General features: G+C 42.7%; 18 protein-coding genes and 1 tRNA gene. 10 read left to right on the forward strand and 9 right to left on the reverse strand.

Translation table 11 applies throughout. The features are described 5' to 3' along the window. Window positions 1–243: 243 nt before the first annotated feature. On the reverse strand, window positions 244–1527 hold the full coding sequence (gene serS / locus PSYC_RS08395; RefSeq protein WP_011280882.1) for a serine--tRNA ligase: 1284 nt from the start codon (window positions 1525–1527) through the stop codon (window positions 244–246). 452 nt (window positions 1528–1979) lie between these two features. Between serS and PSYC_RS08400 the strand changes: the two genes are divergently transcribed. Both PSYC_RS08400 and PSYC_RS08405 read left to right on the forward strand, forming a co-directional pair. After that, the gene (locus PSYC_RS08400; protein WP_011280883.1) at window positions 1980–2642 is read left to right on the forward strand and encodes a YcxB family protein; all 663 of its coding nucleotides are present in this window, start codon (window positions 1980–1982) and stop codon (window positions 2640–2642) included. Between the two features lie 238 nt (window positions 2643–2880). Continuing rightward, window positions 2881–3366 carry a Dps family protein gene (locus PSYC_RS08405; protein ID WP_011280884.1) on the forward strand — a complete coding sequence of 162 codons (486 nt, stop codon included), beginning with the start codon at window positions 2881–2883 and terminating at the stop codon, window positions 3364–3366. A 110-nt stretch (window positions 3367–3476) separates the two neighbouring features. Here PSYC_RS08405 and PSYC_RS08410 read toward each other — a convergent pair whose 3' ends face one another. The 3 genes from PSYC_RS08410 to PSYC_RS08420 form a co-directional block, all read right to left on the reverse strand. Then, window positions 3477–4178 (reverse strand): DUF2057 family protein, encoded by a 702-nt coding sequence (locus tag PSYC_RS08410; RefSeq protein WP_011280885.1) that lies wholly within the window; start codon window positions 4176–4178, stop codon window positions 3477–3479. 54 nt (window positions 4179–4232) lie between these two features. Further along, window positions 4233–5045, reverse strand: a complete 813-nt coding sequence (hda, locus tag PSYC_RS08415; RefSeq protein ID WP_011280886.1) for a DnaA regulatory inactivator Hda — start codon at window positions 5043–5045, stop codon at window positions 4233–4235. Between the two features lie 411 nt (window positions 5046–5456). Next, window positions 5457–6560: an AI-2E family transporter gene (locus PSYC_RS08420; protein WP_011280887.1), complete on the reverse strand. Its 1104-nt coding sequence runs from the start codon at window positions 6558–6560 to the stop codon at window positions 5457–5459. Between the two features lie 352 nt (window positions 6561–6912). Here PSYC_RS08420 and purM point away from each other — a divergent pair, with 352 nt between their 5' ends. Then, a complete protein-coding gene (purM, locus tag PSYC_RS08425) occupies window positions 6913–7962 on the forward strand; it encodes a phosphoribosylformylglycinamidine cyclo-ligase (RefSeq protein WP_011280888.1) in 1050 nt (349 codons plus the stop codon). Further along, complete coding sequence (purN, locus tag PSYC_RS08430) at window positions 7962–8684, forward strand: phosphoribosylglycinamide formyltransferase (RefSeq protein ID WP_011280889.1); 723 nt, start codon at window positions 7962–7964, stop codon at window positions 8682–8684. Before purM ends, purN begins: the two co-directional genes overlap by 1 nt. Before the next feature lie 88 nt (window positions 8685–8772). On the opposite strand, the gene PSYC_RS08435 is transcribed toward purN, so the two are convergent. Continuing rightward, window positions 8773–9762, reverse strand: a complete 990-nt coding sequence (locus PSYC_RS08435) for a LysR family transcriptional regulator (protein WP_011280890.1) — start codon at window positions 9760–9762, stop codon at window positions 8773–8775. A gap of 704 nt (window positions 9763–10466) precedes the next feature. Between PSYC_RS08435 and PSYC_RS08440 the strand changes: the two genes are divergently transcribed. Beyond that, complete coding sequence (locus tag PSYC_RS08440; protein ID WP_011280891.1) at window positions 10467–12053, forward strand: isocitrate lyase; 1587 nt, start codon at window positions 10467–10469, stop codon at window positions 12051–12053. Between the two features lie 258 nt (window positions 12054–12311). Beyond that, window positions 12312–13868, forward strand: a complete 1557-nt coding sequence (locus PSYC_RS08445; protein ID WP_011280892.1) for a CYTH and CHAD domain-containing protein — start codon at window positions 12312–12314, stop codon at window positions 13866–13868. Window positions 13869–14137: 269 nt separating this feature from the next. Here PSYC_RS08445 and PSYC_RS08450 read toward each other — a convergent pair whose 3' ends face one another. Next, window positions 14138–14659, reverse strand: coding sequence for a L,D-transpeptidase (locus PSYC_RS08450; protein ID WP_011280893.1), 522 nt, complete (start codon window positions 14657–14659; stop codon window positions 14138–14140). A 134-nt stretch (window positions 14660–14793) separates the two neighbouring features. On the opposite strand from PSYC_RS08450, the gene PSYC_RS08455 reads away from it, so the two are divergent. Continuing rightward, on the forward strand, window positions 14794–16056 hold the full coding sequence (locus PSYC_RS08455) for a hypothetical protein (RefSeq protein WP_011280894.1): 1263 nt from the start codon (window positions 14794–14796) through the stop codon (window positions 16054–16056). 139 nt (window positions 16057–16195) lie between these two features. On the opposite strand, the gene PSYC_RS08460 is transcribed toward PSYC_RS08455, so the two are convergent. Beyond that, entirely contained in the window at window positions 16196–17434 is a 1239-nt protein-coding gene (locus tag PSYC_RS08460) for an argininosuccinate synthase (protein WP_011280895.1), read from the reverse strand. Window positions 17435–17783: 349 nt separating this feature from the next. Between PSYC_RS08460 and pyrC the strand changes: the two genes are divergently transcribed. The 3 genes from pyrC (at window position 17784) to PSYC_RS08475 (ending at window position 20048) form a co-directional block, all read left to right on the forward strand. Beyond that, on the forward strand, window positions 17784–18860 hold the full coding sequence (pyrC, locus tag PSYC_RS08465) for a dihydroorotase (protein ID WP_011280896.1): 1077 nt from the start codon (window positions 17784–17786) through the stop codon (window positions 18858–18860). 235 nt (window positions 18861–19095) lie between these two features. After that, window positions 19096–19746, forward strand: coding sequence for a ribonuclease T (gene rnt / locus PSYC_RS08470; protein ID WP_406621540.1), 651 nt, complete (start codon window positions 19096–19098; stop codon window positions 19744–19746). A gap of 226 nt (window positions 19747–19972) precedes the next feature. Next, window positions 19973–20048: transfer RNA gene (locus PSYC_RS08475), tRNA-Glu, on the forward strand. Window positions 20049–20386: 338 nt separating this feature from the next. Here the strand turns inward: PSYC_RS08475 and PSYC_RS08480 are convergent. Next, a complete protein-coding gene (locus PSYC_RS08480; RefSeq protein WP_011280898.1) occupies window positions 20387–21232 on the reverse strand; it encodes an IspD/TarI family cytidylyltransferase in 846 nt (281 codons plus the stop codon). Between the two features lie 112 nt (window positions 21233–21344). After that, complete coding sequence (locus PSYC_RS08485; RefSeq protein ID WP_011280899.1) at window positions 21345–21653, reverse strand: FtsB family cell division protein; 309 nt, start codon at window positions 21651–21653, stop codon at window positions 21345–21347. Window position 21654: the final 1 nt, after the last annotated feature.

A 21654-nucleotide genomic window follows, 5' to 3' on the forward strand; every position in this document is an offset into this window, starting at 1 on the left:
TACTCAGAGGGTCATAAAATAAGGACGCAATAGGTGTCCTTAACGAATAATCTGTAAATACAGGGTGTAATATTAACATATTTGCGCTCTGCCTAGCCAAAAAGACGCTGACAGAAGCATTCGTATTTAATAATAATTTGTATCAGTTTTATCAATTTGACCAACACTTACTGCAATAAAGCACAATCGGCGAGCTAGCATTAGCATATTGACTCGCAGATTGCATCAATCATAAAACAACTATCATAAAATGGAGTCAGCACCGCCCATAAACGGACGCAATACTTCTGGAATCGTGATGCTACCATCAGCATTTTGATAATTTTCCATGACCGCTAATAACGTACGACCTACTGCCAAACCTGAACCATTCAAGGTATGAACAAGGCTGGTTTGCTTACCGTCTTTGACGCGTGTACCCATACGGCGTGCCTGAAAGTCACCGCAGTTAGAGCAGCTTGAGATTTCACGATAGGTATCTTGGCTTGGCAGCCATACTTCGATATCGTAAGTTTTTTGCGCGGCAAAACCCATATCGCCCGTACACAATTTGACAGTACGATACGGCAAATTAAGCTGCTGTAAAATAAATTCTGCTTGTCCAGTCATCGCTTCAAGCAACTCATCTGACTGCTCAGCGGTGGCAATATTGACCATCTCGACTTTTTCAAATTGATGCTGACGAATCAGACCACGGGTATCGCGACCGTGCGAGCCGGCTTCACTACGGAAACAGGGTGTATGCGCGGTGAACTTTAATGGCAGCTCCTTAATATCCAGGCGCTCACCGCGTACCAAGTTGGTCATCGGTACTTCAGCCGTTGGAATCAAATAAAAATCCATATCATCATTATTCGTATGATTGATCAATTTAAACAAATCACCTTCAAATTTTGGCAGCTGACCCGTGCCTTTTAAGCTTTCAGAATTAACGATATAGGGCACATAAGTTTCAGTATAGCCATATTTTATCGTATGCGTATTAAGCATAAATTGAATCAAAGCACGATGCATCTGCGCCAATTGTCCTTTTAAGACGTTAAAACGACTGCCAGTCAGCTTGGCAGCAGCTTCAAAATCAAGCATACCTAGCGTCTCACCAATATGCGCATGATCTTTAATCTCAAAATCAAACTCGCGCGGTGTACCCCATTTACGTACTTCGACATTGTCATCTTCTGACGCGCCTACCGGTACATCGGCTGCTGGAATATTTGGAATTTGCAATGCCGCTTGGTTAATACGCTCTTGCAAAGTACGCAGCTCATCTTCGGCTGTCTTTATCTCACCGCTCACGCTTTGCATGTCAGCAAGCAACTCACTGGTATCTTCGCCAGATTTTTTGAGCGCTCCGACTTGTTTTGCGCCCGCATTACGGCGCGACTGCAACTCCTCTGTCTGTACTTGTAGTGATTTACGTTCGTTCTCAATACTTTGCCAGAACGCCATATCAAGCGTATAACCACGGGTGGCCAATTGCTGCTGTAAATCTGTCAAATCGCCGCGTAAGAGTTTTGGGTCTATCATAGTAGGTGCCTGTCGCGCTAAAAGTGGATAAAAGGTGTGAAAATAATGAAAATATGGGCTGTATAGCCGTATTGTGCTTAAAAGTAGGTAGGTAGCCGCTATAATACCAAGCTGCGGCTGTTTTGACCATGTTTTGGCGGTTTTTTACCCATCTCTTGGCTGAGTTTTGAGCTTCTATTCTCATAAAGTTTAAATAGAAAAGAGTTACTCATATTAACCTGCTCATAATATGATTTAAGGTTTCACAACCCTCTACAAATGTGACATACCTTTATTAATGACTTTAATATGGCATCTATTAGCGAACAGAGTGGCTTATATGTTTCATTTAAGGACAGTTTTCGGTAAGATAAGCGCATATCTTTATTCTATTTCCAGCCAAATATTGCCTTGCTGTTGACGTTTGGCTCTTTTAATTTAACGCTTTCACTATAAGTATTTGAGAAACCTTTATGGCTCTGTACCCCTACACGCTGCAACCTGTTGCCTTAAACCTAACCGAGGCAGAATTCCATCAAGCACAATCTGAGCTATTTGCTAGTGCCAGCCCGTCATTTGGTCTGTCAAGTATCAAGCTTAAAGAATGGGTCATCATGGCAGTCGCGGTGATATTAGCCGTTGCTGGTCTGGTCTTTTTGACGGGTTATTCGACCATTATTTTTTGGCTCATACTAGCAGCAGTTGTGATTTATTTGCTGGTTCGTACCCTTGGTTTCAAATGGTATGTGAAAAAAGAGTTTGAAAAGCAGGTCGCTGAGCAAGAAATGCCTGATGAGATGCGCCAAATGAAACTGGGTGTACAAAAGCATGGGATTGTGATGGCAGTGCCGGTTAATCAGTCAGATATGTTTAATAGCAATCAGATGCGCGGTATGCAGATGCGTGCAGGCAGCACCCAACAAGCGGTGATTCCTTGGAGTGCCGTGAAAAGTTGGGATGAGACAGATGACTATATCTTTATGATGTTTGAGATGAAAGGTCAGCAAGGTAGTCAGATTATCCCTAAGCGCCTGCAAGCTCAAAAATTCCCTATCGATACGGTACGCCAGCATTTGATAGAAGTAGTCGCGATAAAAGGCTTGAACCCGGAAAACTTACAGCTGCCAGCCAAGTAAGCTTAAAACTTATTTAGACCAAGGGTTTTGTTGTTTTATAAAATATATTACAAATTTTAATTTGATTAATTTAACTTATTTTTGCATGCTTGCTACAATAGTAAGCATCAAAGGTTGAGTAACGCGCAGTAAGCGGTTATTTGTGCTTTAGACTAATAATAGCTAACCTTCGTTGCTTAGGTTTAAAAGTTTAACGACTTAATATTTGATACCTACACTCAATGAAAAGGATAATATAATGAGTAACAATAATAACGACACTAACCAGATCGGTCTAGAAAAAGCAGATATGAGCGAAATCATCAGCAAGTTAAATGGTCTACTGTCTAGCTACCATCTGTTTTATATCAACGTTCGTGGTTATCATTGGAATGTCAAAGGCGAGCATTTCTTCACTTTACATCCAAAGTTTGAAGAGCTGTATAGCGCATTACAAATCCAAATCGATGAAATCGCTGAACGTATTTTAACCTTAGGTGGTACGCCGCTACATGCTTATAGCGATTTTGCTCAGCATACCAGTATCCAAGAAGATAAAAACGTTAAAGACGGCACAACTTGCGTCAAAGGCGTCGTGACCGGCTTGCAAACGCTTATCGAGGAACAACGCCAAGTATCGGCGCTAGCAAGCGATGCCGACGACCAAGGGTCAGCGGATTTGGTAGATGCCTATGTGCAAGAGCAAGAAAAACTGATATGGATGTATAATGCCTTTTTAGGTTAATCGTTTCATGTAGATTGTCTATTTTAGACTACATAATCATAAAACCCAGAGCAGAAAAAAGCACCTAAATAGGTGCTTTTTTTATGGGCAATTTCTTTAGCGTTTAAAGCTTACTTTTGCATCCATTGACGCATTTTTTCACGCTCAGCAGGCGTGGCTTGTAGCCAAATCTGCATAAATTGATCAAGTGCACTGGTAGAAGCATTGACACTCGTCGTTTGTGTCATAGTGGCACCCGTATTTACCGACGCTTTAGTGCTTACAGATGGTTGATCGAGTGCGGCTATCGCACGCTGATTTTGTAGCTCAGCATCACCGCTACCACCAAAAACGCCGCCTAATGCTTTACCGAGTCCTGAGAATAAGCTGCCATTGTTACCAGCAATACTTTGTTGACTAGCGATGACGGCATTATTCTGTTGTATCGCTAACGTTGGACGCTCAGCATAGGTTTTGGCAGCGGCATAGTCTTCTGGCTGATTTGGCATGGTTAAGCGATAAGTTTGATTGTCTACCATTTCGGCGGCAACACTGACATTACCTGAACGCAGATAATCATGCTCATCGTGTCGCAGGTTATAGAGACGGTCATATTTGGCCGTAATCACATGCTTGCCAGGCTGCAAGGTAAATGACTTGGTTAATGGCTGAAAAACACTCTGTGTCAGCTCTTGACCATTGATTGCCGTTACTTTGATATGATCATCAACCAATAAAGTGACTGCCGCTTGCGACAGCATAGAGACAGAAGCTGCACCAACAAACACAGCACTCATAGACAGTTTTTTTAGCAAAGACGCGTTTGATTTCATAATTTTTCCAGTAATAGTAAAGGTATTTTAAAGAGAAAATTTGTGTTCTGCATGCTAAAAATCAAGTGGCATTGTATGCTGACTATGCTGGTCTTGATCAGCGGCATCGTTGTCTACTTGTGACTCTTGGGCGATATCAGCAAGTTCGGCGGCAAGTGTCTGCTCATCAATGGTACGCAGCGCATCACCAATCACCGCTTTTGATATATTACTACGACCCAAATTGGAGAACATGGGTTGAATGTAATTGAGCACCTCCATCATTGCGCCAATACGATGCGGTCCTTCAGTGAGCAAATAATTGGCAATGCGTTCATCAAACTGCCAACCGCGCCTGCGCAATATCGACTGCAATAATGCTTCACGATCTGCAAGATCATGTCCTGTCGGTACTTTAAATGAGGGCGCTTGTGCCAAACGGGTAAGCAAATCTCTTAACTGAAAAGGCAGCTCGGATGCTGGTTTATTGGCGGCAAATAAGAGCTGACGCTGCCCTTCACGGCTACGATTGATCAGATGAAATAAAGCTTCTTGCCATTGACTGTTTTGTTCAATGACTTCTAAATCATCAATCGCAATCAAGGAGAAATTCTCTAGCGATGACAACACATTGACATCGGTATGAATCAGCTCATTTAATGACAGACAAATTGCTGACTTGTCCATTTCGATAAACGACTCACAAATAGCAGATAATAAGTGCGATTTGCCAGTAGCAGGACTGCCAAATAGGTACAGCTGACCAATCAGGCCGACATGTAACTGCCGCACTGCATCGATAATAGACATCCAACCCGGACCAGAGAAGTCGCTGAGACTTGCATCATGCTTTATGTCCAGATTGAGACTTAGCTGTGCTTCTGCCATGAATCATCAACTCGGTTTGCGTAGCACAATCAATAAAAAGGCTAAACGACTAATATACTTATAAACTGACTTTGGCAAAATTCATTTTAACCAAAGCCAACCTAGTAACGATCAATACCGTTAATACTGCGCCTATATATAACATATTTGCAAAATGACTGACAAGTCTTTTACCCATAACAGCCAATCAATCCCCTTTTATCACGCAGGAAAAAGAATGTAATATATAGTCGGTGAAAAGTAATATCGATACAACACGTACTACTGGTGCAAATTTTTCTTGCTTGCTGTGCCTACGCAGACAGAGGCTGCAAAAAATTTACACCAGCAATACGGTAGCGACTTTAAAGTATTTCAACTATACCCTGCCACCCAAATGATTTCCTGTCAGTTATACATACAACGGCATGATTATTTTTCAAATAATGCCAATTGCTTACGACCTTTATAAAAGTCAGTCGTTTGATAATGAACATAAAAATGACGGAATAAAACATTAAGGACAGCAGACACTGGCAGCGCAATCAGCATACCAACGAAACCTAACAAACTTGCGCCTGCCAGCACCGAAAATATCACCCATAATGGTGATAGACCGATTTTGTCACCCAATAATAGCGGCTGCAAGATATAGCCTTCGGCAGCTTGTCCAATCAAAAACGCGCCAACAATCAAGGATAAATATGTCCAATCTAGGCCAAACTGGAATAGACAGGCGATAATCGCTGCGACAAAGCCAATACCAAAGCCCAAATACGGGACAAAGCTAGCAATACCTGCAACCATACCGATAATCAGCCCAAGCTCAAGCCCGATAAGCTGTAATTGTACAGCATAAATAGCACCTAGTAATACCATCACTAAAAGCTGACCTTTAATAAAAGCCATCAGCGCACGGTCACACTCTTGCGCAATTTGAATTACTTTTTTACAGTATGGCGCGGGTATCGCCATTTTCCATGTATGTAAGCGTTGATCCCAATTAAATAGGAAATAAAAGGTCAAAATCGGCACCAACACAATGAGCCCTGCATTATTGATAAAGTTCATGCTAGACGCCAATATTTGGCTCATCATGGTACTGGCATCTTCAAACTTATAATTGCTTTGCATGTATTCAACCAAGGTCTCAGAGAAGCCTTTGGACTCAAGCTCTGGCAGACGAATACGGCTATTGCTAGCAAACCATTCACGTACTACTTCATTGTACCAAGTCAAAAGCTGTGGCAGATAATCCCATGCTGCTTGCAGCTGATGCCACAATGTCGGTATCAACCACCAGAGTAGCATCACCATACTCAGCGTAATCGTCGAATACACAACAATAATGGCAATCCAGCGTTTAATATATTTTGATAGGCGTTTGACCAGTGGATTAAACAAATAAGCCAATACAAAAGCAAAGACAAACGGCACAATGACCGGCATCATTAAGTACAATAAAACCATAGCTACAACAATAGCAACGACAATAAATAGGCGTCGAAAAAAAGGGTCTATTGACTGGTTTGTCATGAAGGCTAGTCCTACGAATGGGCTGATTTAAAAGGGTGATTTGATTCAAAGTTAATGATAGTTGTTATTGAACGACACTATCCCAATAGCAAACAGTTATTGACAATAACTTTAGCCTTCTATTATCGCAGAGCCATATAAAAAAGCCGTCATTTTTTGTTTCTGATTTTTTATCTCATCTTTATTACGGTCTTTATGAAATATTAGCCAAATATCGAGCAAATAACCGCAAGTTGTTTTGCGAGTAAGGGTGGTTTTTGGGTATAATGCGCACACAATCTGCAAAATTCATATGACCGACACGCGTTTTTACTGACTGACCTTCATTCCCTATAAAATTTGTGAGATGACCATGAGTAACAAGCCTTCTTTAAGCTACAAAGATGCTGGCGTTGATATTGATGCTGGCGATGCGTTGGTACAACGTATTAAATCCGTGGCAAAAGCCACCTCACGTCCTGAAGTGGTGGGCGGACTTGGCGGCTTTGGGGCGCTTTGTCGCATTCCGACTGGTTATACCTCACCTTTACTAGTCTCTGGTACCGACGGTGTGGGCACCAAGCTCAAACTGGCATTACAGCTGAATCGCCATGACACTATCGGTATCGACTTGGTCGCCATGTGTGTGAACGATTTATTAGTTTGTGGTGCTGAGCCATTGTTCTTTTTAGATTACTACGCAACTGGCAAGCTTGACGTCGATGTCGCGGCTACTGTCGTCACAGGTATTGGCGAAGGCTGTAAGCTGTCAAATTGTGCGCTGATTGGTGGTGAAACTGCTGAGATGCCAGGCATGTATCAAGACGATGATTATGACTTGGCTGGATTCTGTGTCGGTGTGGTTGAAGAAGCAGAAGTCATCACTGGCGAAAATGTGACTGAAGGTGACGTGCTAATTGCTCTTGCTTCAAGTGGCGCGCATTCTAACGGTTATTCGTTGGTACGCAAAGTCATTGAAGTGAGCGGTGTGGATGTGACTAGTAGCAATGAACAGCTAGATGGTCAGTCTATTCAAGATGCCCTCATGGCACCTACTCGTATCTATGTCAAAGCCATTAAAGCACTGCAAGATACTCTTGGTAGCTCGGCCCTGCATGCAATGTCACACATCACAGGCGGCGGCTTAACGGATAACTTACCACGTGTACTACCGGACCATTTAGCGGCTAGTATCGACACTAGCAGCTGGCAGTTCTCAGAGCTATTCACTTGGTTACAGACCCAAGGCAATATTGAACAAAGCGAGATGTACCGTACCTTTAACTGCGGCGTTGGTTTTGTCATCGTCGTACCAAAAGATAAAGCAGATGCTGCCATCAAAACCTTGACCGATGCTGGCGAAAAAGCATGGAAATTAGGTGAAATGGTTAGCCGCGAAGCGGATGCCGTGGTGTACCGTTAATGTCAGCTACACCTTTATCGTTAAATGCCTCTTTAACATCAGCCAATACACGCCTAGACAGCAAGCCTTTGCGCATTGCTGTCTTGGTATCTGGTAGTGGTAGCAACTTGCAAGTATTGATTAATGCCATGCAAGCAGGCGCGCTACCGATTGAGATTGTCGGCGTGATTAGCAACCGTGAAGATGCTTATGCCATCACACGGGCAAAAGATGCTGACATTCCCGTGGCGGCGCTATCTCACGTGGCGAGCGGCAAACGCATGGGCATCAAAACCTTTGAGACCCATGCTAGCGCGCAGCTAACAGCTTGGCAGCCTGATTTGATTGTCTTGGCAGGTTTTATGCGTGTCCTTAGCGGTACGTTTATCGACAGCATGCCAGTGCCTATGATCAATCTGCACCCTTCTCTGTTACCTTGTTATAAGGGGCTTGATACTCATCAGCGTGTCATACAGGCTGGCGAGCGGCATCATGGTTGTAGTATCCATGTTGTCACAGCAGAGCTTGATGCAGGGCAAGTGCTCACTCAAGCAGTATTAGCACTGAGTGTAAAGGATACAACTGCGAGCCTGCAAGCGCGTGTGCAAACGCTTGAGCATCAATTGCTGCCTTGGACGATATTACTGATTGCTAAAGGTGTCATAGTGCTTAATAATCAGGCGAGTCATCATCAGCCTGATTATTTACCCACTCTACCTTTTAAGCTATTTTTTGAAGATTGAAGCTTAAAGAATTTATAAGAAAAGGCAGTATAAGTGAATCACTTATACTGCCTTTTTATTTTTTGACATACATCACTCATAACTGTCATCAAAATAGATGATTGATCACAGGAATTTCTTGTGGAGGATTTTCTTCGTCGTTAACGATTTGACGTGCTACGTGCATGATCAGCTGACGCAACCAGCGATGCGCCGGATGATGCTGCAATAACGGTGACCACGCCATCGTTAGCTCAAATTCTGGTATAAAAAACGGTGGCTCTTCCATAATAATACTGTCATTATTTGCCTGCATTTTTGCCACACGGGTCGGCAAGGTCGCAATCAAATCTTTATTGGCTGCGAGCATGGCTGGCATTTGGTAATGACGGGTAAAGACACTGATTTGGCGCTTTTGACCTAGACGTTGTAGCGCCTGATCAATAGAACCGAGTCCACCAGATTTTTCTGGATTGACACCAAAGCCCACGCCCATACCGGTTTTAGACACCCAAACATGCTGAGCTTTTAGATAGTTTTTTAAATTAAAACGATTGGCATAAGGGCTTTCGGCTGCCAATAAACAGCTAAAGGTATCACGCCATACCAACACTTGATGGAAGCTTTGTGGGATTTCATTGAAGCGGTTGATTGCCAAATCTACTCGCCCCTGCTCCATATCACGATATGACACGTCCGATGGCGTTAAGAAATCTAAAATGACATTGGGTGCCTCTGATCGTAACGCTTTTACGAGCTTAGGAACCAAGGTCGCCTCAGCATAATCTGAGGTCATAATCCGAAAAACACGTGAGGTACTATAAGGACGAAACTCGGTACGTGGCTCTAACACTTGCGTCAAATCGGCAAGTATCTCACGGATACGAGGCTGTAGCTCAAGGGCGCGCTCGGTCGGTGTCATCCCTTCTGATGAGCGCACCAATAGAGGGTCGTTAAATAGCTTACGCAAGCGGCGCAAAATATTACTCATGGCAGGCTGGGTAATGCCAAGCTGCTCAGCGGCGCGCGTTACGTTTTTTTCTCGCAACAACACATCCAAATGTACCAATAAATTTAAATCAACCCGCTGCAAATTCATATATGTGTCTCTTTATCTTAGAAAAAATACCACTACAAACGTGGCATTTTTTGTCCTGTCATTTATTACAACTCATCTATAACAGCATGATATAAGGATATTTTTATGTTAATTATTCTGCAATATACTTATTATAACTGAATTCACTCATCACAAACCATTGTTTTATATATACTATAATCAAATGAAATACCCAAGATAACAATCATAAACTAGATAAATCAAGGCAACCTAGCTATAGTGGCTAGCAAGCGCTCATTAGGCATTATTCAACATTAGACCGTTACTATGTATTTTAATGGATGGGCTACCAAGTGTATTTTATCGTATTTTCATGCTGAAATACGGACATAACATTTATTACACCATCTTATAAAAACTTAATTTTTTGCTCTTATTTTTTTAAGCTTGGATAAATACCTTATACGCTTTAAGATAATAGTTACTTCAGCAGTCGAAAAAGTCTTATAAAACAACCCATTAATTCTAAAATAATAGTTCAAAAAAGAGACTAAAAAATAAAAGCCGACCAAAGCGACAGGTTTTATTTGCTTTTATCACAATTTTCTTATAGTTTAGTAGAGATTGCTCACGCAAGAAGCCTATATTTCAGATTTTTACTTCTGCCAGCATCTTTCTATATATACCAAAATCATTTCAATTATTTTAATTCACTCATTTATTCACCACCAAGGAGACTATAGATGTCAACTGCATATAAATCAGCGATCGATTTAGTACGTGAACTAAAACAAAAGCACGGTAACTGGCAGAATATCAGCGAAACTGATGCGGCACGTATGATGTCACAAAACCGTTTCAAAACAGGTTTGGATATCGCTAAGTACACGGCAAAAATCATGCGTCAAGACATGGAAGAATATGACAATGATACGTCTCAATACACCCAGTCTCTAGGTGCATGGCATGGTTTTGTTGCACAGCAAACCATGTATGCGAAGAAAAAATACTTTGGCACGACGTCTAAAACTTACATCTACCTATCTGGTTGGATGGTAGCTGCCCTACGTTCTGAGTTTGGTCCTCTGCCTGACCAATCTATGCACGAAAAAACGTCAGTACCTAAGCTTATCGCAGAGATCTACACTTTCTTGCGTCAAGCTGATGCAAAAGTATTGAACGATTATTTCCGCGAGCTAAATGCAGCTGAAGAAGCAGGTCAAGATACCTCAGCTATTTTAGAAAAAATCGAAAACTTTGATTCACATGTTGTGCCAATCATTGCTGATATCGATGCAGGTTTCGGTAACGAAGAAGCAACTTACTTGCTCACTAAGCAAATGATCGAAGCGGGTGCTTGTGCTATCCAGGTTGAAAACCAAGTATCTGACGCTAAGCAATGTGGTCACCAAGCGGGTAAAGTAACTGTACCGCACGAAGACTTTATCTCTAAAATCAACGCGATTCGTTATGCATTCTTAGAGCTTGGTGTTGAAGACGGTGTTATCGTTGCTCGTACTGACTCTGAAGGCGCGTCACTCACGCAAAAGATCCCAGTATCAAATGAGCCAGGCGACCTTGCTTCTCAATATATCGATTTTATCGAAATGGAAGAAGTGACGCTAGAAAATGCAAAAGAAAACGACAGCTTGCTTAAGCATAACGGCAAACTAGTACGTCCAGTTCGTTTGCCTAATGGTCTATATCAGTTCCGTGAAGACACCAACATCGACCGCGTTGTACTTGACTGTGTAACTGCTCTAGAAAACGGTGCCGATCTACTATGGATAGAAACACCTACTCCAGACGTTGAACACATCAAAATGATGGTTGATCGTATTAAAGAGCAGCAGCCAAAAGCCAAGCTTGTATACAACAACAGCCCGTCATTCAACTGGACGTTGAACTTCCGTAAGCAAATCATCGCTCAGTGGGAAGAAGAAGGTAAAGACCTATCTGCCTACAATAAAAATGACTTGATGAGTGCTGATTACGACGGTACTGAACTTGATACAGCAGCTGACGAAGCGGCTAGAAACTTCCAACGTGATGCAGCACGTGAAGCGGGTGTATTCCATCACTTAATCACGCTACCTACTTACCACACCACTGCACTTAGCGTGCATGAGCTTGCTAAAGGCTACTTCGGTGAAGATGGTATGCTTGCTTATGCAGCTGGCGTCCAACGTAAAGAAATCCGCGAAGGCATCGCTTGTGTTAAGCACCAAGCAATGGCGGGTTCTGACCTTGGCGATGACCACAAAGAGATCTTCTCTGGTGAACATGCCCTTAAAGCTGGCGGCGGCAAGAACACCATGAACCAGTTCTAATTACCGACCATCTCTAAGTACAAGTTATAAGAAAAGCCGTCCTACACATTGTAGGGCGGCTTTTTTATGCGCTATAAATAATTCTATCCACGCAAATAACAGGGCTACTTACCCCCTCTTTTAATTAACCGCCATTCATTTACTCAGCATTTATTTGATGTGATTTGGCCAACCAAAACGAAAATTTTACTTGTTATTCACTGATAGCTCTCATACGATGGTAATAACTTAAATTTATTAAAATAATCAGGAGCCATCATGCAAGAGATAGAGCTGAAATTCTTGGTGCCAGAGCCGCGATTAAAGGGGCTTATGCGTCAAGCAAAAATCAAATCATCACAAGTAACCCAACTGGCCGCTCATTATTATGATACCCCTGACCAGCAGCTTGCACAGGCTGGCATTGGCTTGCGTATTCGTCAAGAAGGCAACGCTTGGGTGCAGACTATCAAAGCGAGCGGCGATGGTATAGCGGCGCGTTTAGAGCACAATTTGACATTAGACAATGAGCAAGTACAAGCCATGCTCGACAATAACGAGCTGCTGCCTGATTTAACGATTTATAAAGATACCCCTATTGCCCCAGCATTGGCGGATTTTAAGCTGAAAAAACTGGCTAAACAACTGACACGGTTATATGTGACCGATGTAGAGCGTACTACCCGCTTATTGATAAAAGATACGGGCGATGAAGTCGTCAATAGTATTGAGATGGCTTACGATTATGGAGAAATTATCCATGGTACCGATGACACTCAAAGAGATGTTATTCAAGAGATTGAATTTGAGCTTATATCCGGTGAGTTAGATTTTTTATTTTCGACTGCTAAAACTTGGTGTCAGCGTTATAAATTGTGCCTCTCTACCGTGACCAAAGCAGAGCGTGGCGGCCGGCTTATCAAGGGACAAAGTCATACTCCAGCCACTGCTGCTGATTTGAGCGAGCTTAATATCGATAAAAAAATCGGTATGCCCGCTTTTTTACGCGCTGTCGTGCATAACTGCTTATTGCAAATACTCCCTAACAGCAGCGCCATCGTTGCAGGCAGTAAAGATAATGAACACCTTTTACAGCTATCTATCGGTATAGAGCGCTTGCACACTGTGCTACAAGCATTTGATAGCTTCTCAGATGAAATCAATCCGGATTGGTCAGCCATACTGCAACAAACTGCCACTTTACTCACTGAGTATCGTAAGCTTGCTTATCTTAGTACTCATATTGAACCGAGACTACAAAAGGACGGCGCACCCATCGTTGATTGGACAGCGGATATTGACGCTCTCAAAATCACACCAATAGCTGCAATTAGCACCAATCACTTTCAAATCATGTTGCTTGAGCTCATCGCCTTTACGATGAGTGACCCTAGCCTTGAGCCTCAAACAGATAAGCTGGCTATCAATAAGCTTGAAAAAATACTTGTTAAGTACCATGAAAAATTACTTAAAGCTGAGCAATATTTAGAGGACCGCTATGATGAGTCAGACAGTGAGCTAGAGAACGAATCAATCATAAAAGCACTGCACAACCTACACGACCATCTAAAAGATTTGCGTTATATTAGCGAGTTAGTAGCACCTTTATATGGCAAGAAGAAAACCAAGCGTTGGCTAAAACGTACCGTAAAAGCACAGAAAACTTTGGGTCAACAGCTCAATATGAGTGACTATCAGCAGTACTATCAAAGTAAAGCCAGCTCTGACTTTGCTGCTTTATATGCTGCAGGATGGTTAAATGCTGTTTTGATACCGATGGAAAAAGCCACAGAAAAACGTTTGGATAAGTTTTATGCTTGCTCAGTATTTTGGTGATTGAACATATTGTAATTTGATAGGTATCAATTTTAGAGAAAAAAGACAGCTCACTGAATAAGGGCTGTTTTTTTATCGTCAATTCAATTTAAAATCCATACATTGCTACTATAGTCGGTGAAAAGTAATATCGATACAACACGTACTACTGGTGCAAATTTTTCTTGCTTGCTGTGCCTACGCAGACAGAGGCTGCAAAAAATTTACACCAGTAGTACTGTAGCGACTTTAAAGTATTTCAACTATACTGCGGCTACTCAATAATACTTTTATTGGGCGATGATATTCACTGGTGTCCCTTTATCCACATCCACCTGCTCAAACAATTCGATAATATCTTGATTGCGCATACGCACGCAGCCATGTGAAAGCGGAATGCCCATAGGCTCACTGTCTGGCGTACCATGTATGTAGATATAGCGCTGATAAGTATCGCAGCCTCCTTGGCTATTGCTGCCTTTATTCACCCCTTCTTCAAGACCACTAAGCCACAGAATACGGCTCAATATCCAATCACGTTCAGGATGTGATGCACCAAGCTCGCTATTATATGTCTCACCCGTAGGCACACGACCAATAAATACCGCATTGCTCAGCATGCCCGCACCGATTTTTTCTGCAATTACATGTTTACCAAGTGGCGTACAGCCACTATCTTGCTGACTGCCCATCCCATTTTTAGCCGTGGATACAGGATATTGAGCAATGACTTTTTGGCGCTTATAAACCGTCAAAGTTTGCTGAGCAATGCTAATCACTATCTGGGTCATAAGATTTTCGTTATAGGTCATAACAGATTTCCGGAAGTTATATCGATGATTGCTGTTAGCAGTATAAAAATGAGTGAGACTTTCTATTGTCAAGGGATTGTATCAAGACATTTGGCACCGTAATATAGGGGCACACTTTTTGATGCTAGCAGATTATGACGACTATTTCACCGACACGGGTGTCGATGTATGATTTTCTATATCAGGATACCAAGCCATTGGTGTCATTATTAGCAGATGCAGCAACGCTGTCGTTGCCGCAAGCACGATTGGCAATGGATGCCAGTTTGCAAGCAATTATCAGCGCCCTTCTCGCTTATCAGCAGCGCCATCAAGGACAAGTTCTAAGCAAAAAGCTATTTGGACGTAGCGCGGTCAAAGAACTACGCCAGTACAACTCAATGAACTTCGCCACCCTTAATGCAACGCTATACCATCGTCATGATGCCGCCGATGCGATATTCCATGATAATGCAGGTGTGAGTAAAGCCAGTGAGTATATTGCGGCAAAGATTGACGCTACAGCGCCACAAGTACAAATCTTGCTTACTACCCTATGCGTCATTGTGCTACGTGAGCTTGCTATTTTAGTTGAGTATAGCCAACTTGATCATGATGAGGTGAATAAATGGTTCGCCTTACAGCCACAGTTTTTGTCCAAAGATCGTTTTGCAAGCCCTGCCCCACAGTCAGCTCTTAACGAACCAGCAGACGATAGCGATGAAAAGCAAACCACATTATCAGCAGAAGAGACGGTAGAAATAGAATCAATCAGCAGCACTGAACGTCATCTATTAAGCGCTGAGCAATTGACAGATCCCCCGCCAGCTTTTGATACTTATTGGTATGAGCTGACAGCATTCACACCCGAACAACTTAAACCCGTACAAGACGTGCAGCTGGCAACAGGTAACTACTTAAAAGCCATTGGACGCTCAGCTGAAAATATCCAACAAGGTAAGCACAATGATTTATTGATGTTTGCACCGATGACGGCTATTGGCTTGCCACATCAACGCTGGCTATTACAACTGGCTAAAATATCAGAAATATATTTGCAGCGCAATCGACTACGCATTACCTCTGAACCTACCAATCCGCCAAAGCCGCCTTTAGTCAGTTTGGGATTAATCGGTAGTAATAGTGGCAATAATGATAATACGCCTGCCACTATTAGCGAAAAGCCAATTGAATACGAGGCATCAGTCCCCCTGTGGAAAAATCCCGTCATTCTGCTTATTATTCTCGTGATTGGTGGACTTGGGGTATTGGCAACCATCAAATATCAAACGCAAAAATCTAACGGTGTCATACTTGCTACAGAGGAAGTATTAGAAGAACGGCAGCAGCAAGATGTGGCTATCGTCATGGTAGACGAAAATATGCCTAATAACGATGCAAAATTAAAAGCTGAGTAAAAGAGAGTAATCCTTAAAATAGTATCGTAGAAATCTATCAGCAATAAAAAAACAGAGGCGCTATTTATATAGCACCTCTGTTTTTATCAGTCGTTTAACAAAACGATTATTTTAAAAAATAGCCGTTAGTCAAAAATACTTATTTTGATAAATCGCGACCACGGCTGGCTTCAATTGCCAAACGTAGACCATTTAGACGAATGAAACCTTCTGCATCTTTTTGATCATAGGCGCCCGCATCATCTTCAAAAGTCGCGATTTTTTCATCAAATAATGAGTCATCTGACTTACGACCAACGACGCTTACCGCACCTTTGTATAATTTGACACGTACCGTACCATTAACATACTCTTGTGACTTATCAATCAACGCCTGTAGCATCATACGCTCAGGGCTGAACCAATAGCCGTTGTAGATAGTCTTAGCATAACGTGGCATCAGCTCATCTTTTAGATGTGCCGCTTCACGGTCAAGTGTCAATGACTCAATGCCGCGATGCGCTTTTAGCATAATGGTGCCAGCTGGTGTTTCATAGCAGCCGCGTGACTTCATGCCAACGTAACGGTTTTCAACGATATCTAAACGTCCGATACCATGCTTACCGCCAATTTCATTGAGCTTAATCATTACTTCATAAGGCTTAAGCGCTTCACCATCAATCGCAACGATATCACCTTTTGCATACTCTAACTCCAGATATTGCGGCACGTCAGGTGCTTGTTCTGGGCTAACTGACCAGCGCCACATATCATCTTCTGCTTCAGCATACGGATCTTCTAAGATGCCACCTTCATATGAGATGTGTAGTAAGTTGGCGTCCATTGAATACGGAGATTTTTTCTTATTACCAGCATAGTCGATGGAGATATTATGCTCTTTAGCATATTCCATCAAGCTTTCACGGCTCGATAAATCCCACTCACGCCAAGGCGCGATAGTCACGACATCAGGAGACAGTGCAACAGCACCAAGCTCAAACCGCACTTGGTCATTACCTTTACCGGTCGCGCCATGGCTGATGGCATCAGCGTTGTGTTCTTTGGCAATTTCAACCAAACGCTTAGCGATTAGTGGACGGGCGATAGAAGTGCCAAGCAAATACTCGCCTTCATAGATGGCGTTGGCACGGAACATTGGGAATACGTAGTCACGAGCAAACTCTTCACGCAAGTCTTCGATATGGATATGTTTGATACCCATGGCTTCAGCTTTGGCACGTGCAGGCTCAACTTCTTCACCTTGACCGATGTCAGCGGTAAAAGTAATCACTTCTGCATCATAGGTTTCTTGTAGCCATCGAGCGATGATTGAGGTATCAAGACCCCCTGAATATGCCAACACGATTTTATTAATAGTTTTTGGATCAAGCTGAGCCATGAAACACTCCTAGTATGAGGAATTTAATGATAGGTAAATCGACTATATCACGAGAAAGATAGATTGCTCACTCAGTGTACATCATATTTACAATTGGCAAAAGTGGCACTGCCATCAGGTATGAGGTTTTTGCCCAGATTTAGCCGCCACTGAAGCAATAATACTCTCGCCAATAATATAATGAACATAGCGTCATACCTTTATAGATAAACTGCATACAATTTATCTAGAGATATTACCTATAGATATCCAGCCACATATTTAGTCAAGTAAGCAAATCTGTTATGATAGCAGCACAGTAAGACTCCCTTTTACTCCCAGATATGACGATATAGAGCGCGATGATATTATGACTGATTCAATTAGAGAATTGACTATCCTGCAGCCCGATGATTGGCACATGCATTTGCGTGATGACAAGGCGCTAGCAACCACAGTCCCTCATGCGGCAGAGAGCTTTAATCGGGTTATCTGTATGCCAAACCTTGTGCCGCCGGTCAAAAACGTTGAAGATGCTCGCGCTTACCGTGCGCGTATCATGCAGCATCTAGAAGCCAGTAATGTGAGCGCTGAGCGTAAAGCAGCATTTGATCCGCGTATGACCTTGTATCTTACCGATCATACCACTGCACAAGATATCGAGTTGGCAGCACAATCTGGCATCGTGCAAGCGGTCAAGCTGTATCCTGCTGGCGCCACCACCAACTCTGCTGATGGCGTCACTGATATCAATGCCTGCGTTGATGTATTTGAAGCGCTTGAAAAATATAACCTTCCTCTATTACTGCATGGCGAAGTCACTCACGACCACGTCGATATTTTCGATCGTGAAAAGCGCTTTTTGGATGAGGTGATGGTACAAATCATCGCAAAGTTCCCAACTATGAAAATTGTGATGGAGCATATCACCACCAGTGATGCCGCTGATTTTGTCTTGTCACAGGGCAATCAAATCGCTGCCACTATTACGCCGCAACATTTGATGTTTAACCGCAATCACCTGCTGCTCGGTGGTATCAAGCCCCACTTTTACTGCTTGCCTATCTTAAAGCGTGAAAGCCATCAAAAAGTATTATTAGATGTCGCCACCAGCGGCAACCCAAAATTCTTTTTGGGCACAGACTCCGCCCCCCATGCAACCGATAAAAAAGAAGCCGCTTGTGGCTGTGCGGGCTGCTATAGCGCTGCTACAGCGCTACCGTTATATGCCACAGCGTTTGATAGCGTTGGTAAAATTGATAGATTAGAAGGGTTTACTAGCCGTTTTGGTGCCCAATTCTACGGTTTGCCCGTTAACGAGAGCACTATTACGATTATCAATACGCCGATGCAAATCCCGGCATCTTACCCTTACTTTGATGGCAGCTCTCTAACACCACTCATGGCAGGTGAGACCTTACCTTGGTCGATTAAAAAATCACTTTAATCCATCCTAATTGACGCTCTCTTTATTTTTTATAGAATAGAGCTACCTTTATTTTATCCTATGATAGTAATGCCACCTTTCCTTTAAAAAGGGGTATAAGGATCATAGGATGTTTGTTTTTTTATTCAAAATAATAGCCTGACTGATAAAAGCGATTTAACCCGATATGACCATTCAAAATGATGTTGCTTTACCCAAAGTTGATTTAGCCACGACCACAGAAACGCTAGCATCAATGAAACTAAAAGAGCGCTTTCGAAAATTCCTACCGGTGGTGGTCGATGTCGAAACGGCAGGCTTTAACGCGCAAACTGATGCCTTGTTAGAGATTGCCTGTATTCCTGTACTAATGAATGAGCAGGGTGTCTTTTATCCAGGTGAGGCATTGAATGCCCATATCGAACCTTTTGAAGGGGCAAATCTTGAGCCAAGCGCCCTCGCCTTTACCGGCATTGACCCCAACAATCCGCTACGTAAAGCCATTGCTGAAGACGAAAAAACGGCGCTACGTCGTATTTTTAAGGGCTTAAAAGAAGTGCGCCGTAACGAAGATTGCCGTCAATGTGTATTAATAGGACATAATGCCCACTTTGATTTGGCATTTTTGAATGCCGCGGTATTACGTACCAATAATAAAAGCCACAATCCTTTCCATAACTTTTCAGTCTTTGATACCGTTACTTTATCAGCGCTTGCCTTTGGTCAAACGGTACTGGCACGAGCTTGCAAAGCAGCAGGGCTTGATTTTGATGGTAATGACGCTCATTCCGCATTATATGACACGCAAAAGACTGCTGAGCTATTTTGTTATATCTTAAATAATTATCCTATGCTCGCTAATGCTATGCACAGCGAGCCTGAGACTGCGGCTGACAATAACAAATAAATTCTTTATTACAGAGTCTGTGTTGCTCGCCACCCATAACAGTGCTATTTGTAAGGTCTGCTAACTTTAACCTTATAAAGCGTAATAACTTGCATCCACGTCGCGCGCTTAACAAAAGATATTTAATTTTAAAAAGACGTAGGAAAAGGCTTGACAGCAAGCATAGACCCCATTAAAATACGCACCACTTCAGCATAAAGGTGAAAGCAGCTGAAGCGTTGTACTAGTCCCCATCGTCTAGAGGCCTAGGACACCGCCCTTTCACGGCGGTAACGGGGGTTCGAATCCCCCTGGGGACGCCACTATTTGGCGTCACTTGTTAGCAAATATGCTACTAAGCATTAGATAAGACTAATAAGTAGTCCACCAAAAAGCCCACTCATAATATATTATGAGTGGGCTTTTTTTATGTGCTGCATTTTCTACTGAGAATCGGTATCGCCGGTAACTTCTTGCACTTGGTGTGTTAATTTAAGCATTAAAAAATACAGAAAGTAGAGTGTTATAAGAAGCTTATGAGCTATAGTCGGTGAAAAGTAATATCGATACAACACGTACTACTGGTGCAAATTTTTCTTGCTTGCTGTGCCTACGCAGACAGAGGCTGCAAAAAATTTACACCAGCAATACGGCAGCGACTTTAAAGTATTTCAACTATAGAGGAGAATTGAGCCATGAGGATGGCTGTCAGTAATATACTATCATCAGGATAAGTCAGCTTGATGTTTTGGCGACTGCCCATTACCAATCGAATCGGCAGTTCTAAATGCTCAAAAGCACTGGCTTCATCGGTAATAGCAAGATTATGCTCAGCAACATAGTTCAGGACTTGTTGCAATGGTCCGAGCCTGAAGACTTGCGGAGTTTGTGCCTGCCACATATGACTGCGATCAATTGTTTTTTGAGCATAAGCATGAAGTGCGTCGCGATCGCTTTCATTAATAGTAAGCTCTGGCTGAGTATGCTGATGAGGTAATACAGCCTCATGTACAGGCATTGATAGTATATTAGCCGCTATATAAGACTGCTTTAGGGTATCAGCGACCGGTGTCGCTAAAATAGCACCATAAGGCTCTAGCATCGCCGCTTGAATGACGGCATCAATATCATGAGTTGGCACTGCAGGGCGCGCGGCATCATGAATCACGACTAAATCTGCCTCATCTGCACCTGCATTAATCATTGCCTCTACCCCTGCCTGAACCGATTGCCAACGCTCAGCACCGCCGACAGCATAATAGATAGGAAGCGCAAAGCTGAGTGTCTGGGCAGTGCTATCATCTGCAGCCACGACCAATAAGCATTGATAAATATAGGCACTTTCAGCCAGACGCGCCACACTGTGCTGTAATAAGGTCTGACCTTGCAGTAAAGTATATTGCTTGGGAATAGACGCCCCAAAGCGACTACCGCGACCAGCAGCAACAATCATGGCATGGATATTAGGGGTGGTATTCATAATGCCGTACTCATGGTTTAATTCCATGAAAATATGATAAGAGAGATGGGTATTAAGAGATATAAAAATAAAAAAGCTATTATTATCAATAATAGCTCATTGCAATGCCTTTAGCATCAATACCGACTGTGAGTCAAAGTCAATAACGGCTATAAGTGGTTGGCGCGGTTGATACTTGTACAAAAGTCTCATTTAGCTTAATCAAACCCAAATCCAAACGGGCATGCTCTTCTACCGCTTCAAGACCGGTTTTTAGATCCTTGACATCAATATGCAGTAAGTTATTTGCTGAAAATTGATTGTCATTTAAGCGCTGCTGCTCTTCAACCTGAGTCAGAAGCTTATTGTGCTCAACGCGACCATTTTCACCCAGCCAATACTGATATTGCAGTCCTGACAGCACGGCAACGGCTAAAGCAAGTAGTATAAATTGGCTAAAGTATTTCATA

Source organism: Psychrobacter arcticus 273-4 (assembly GCF_000012305.1).
GTDB classification, from domain to species: Bacteria; Pseudomonadota; Gammaproteobacteria; order Pseudomonadales; family Moraxellaceae; genus Psychrobacter; species Psychrobacter arcticus.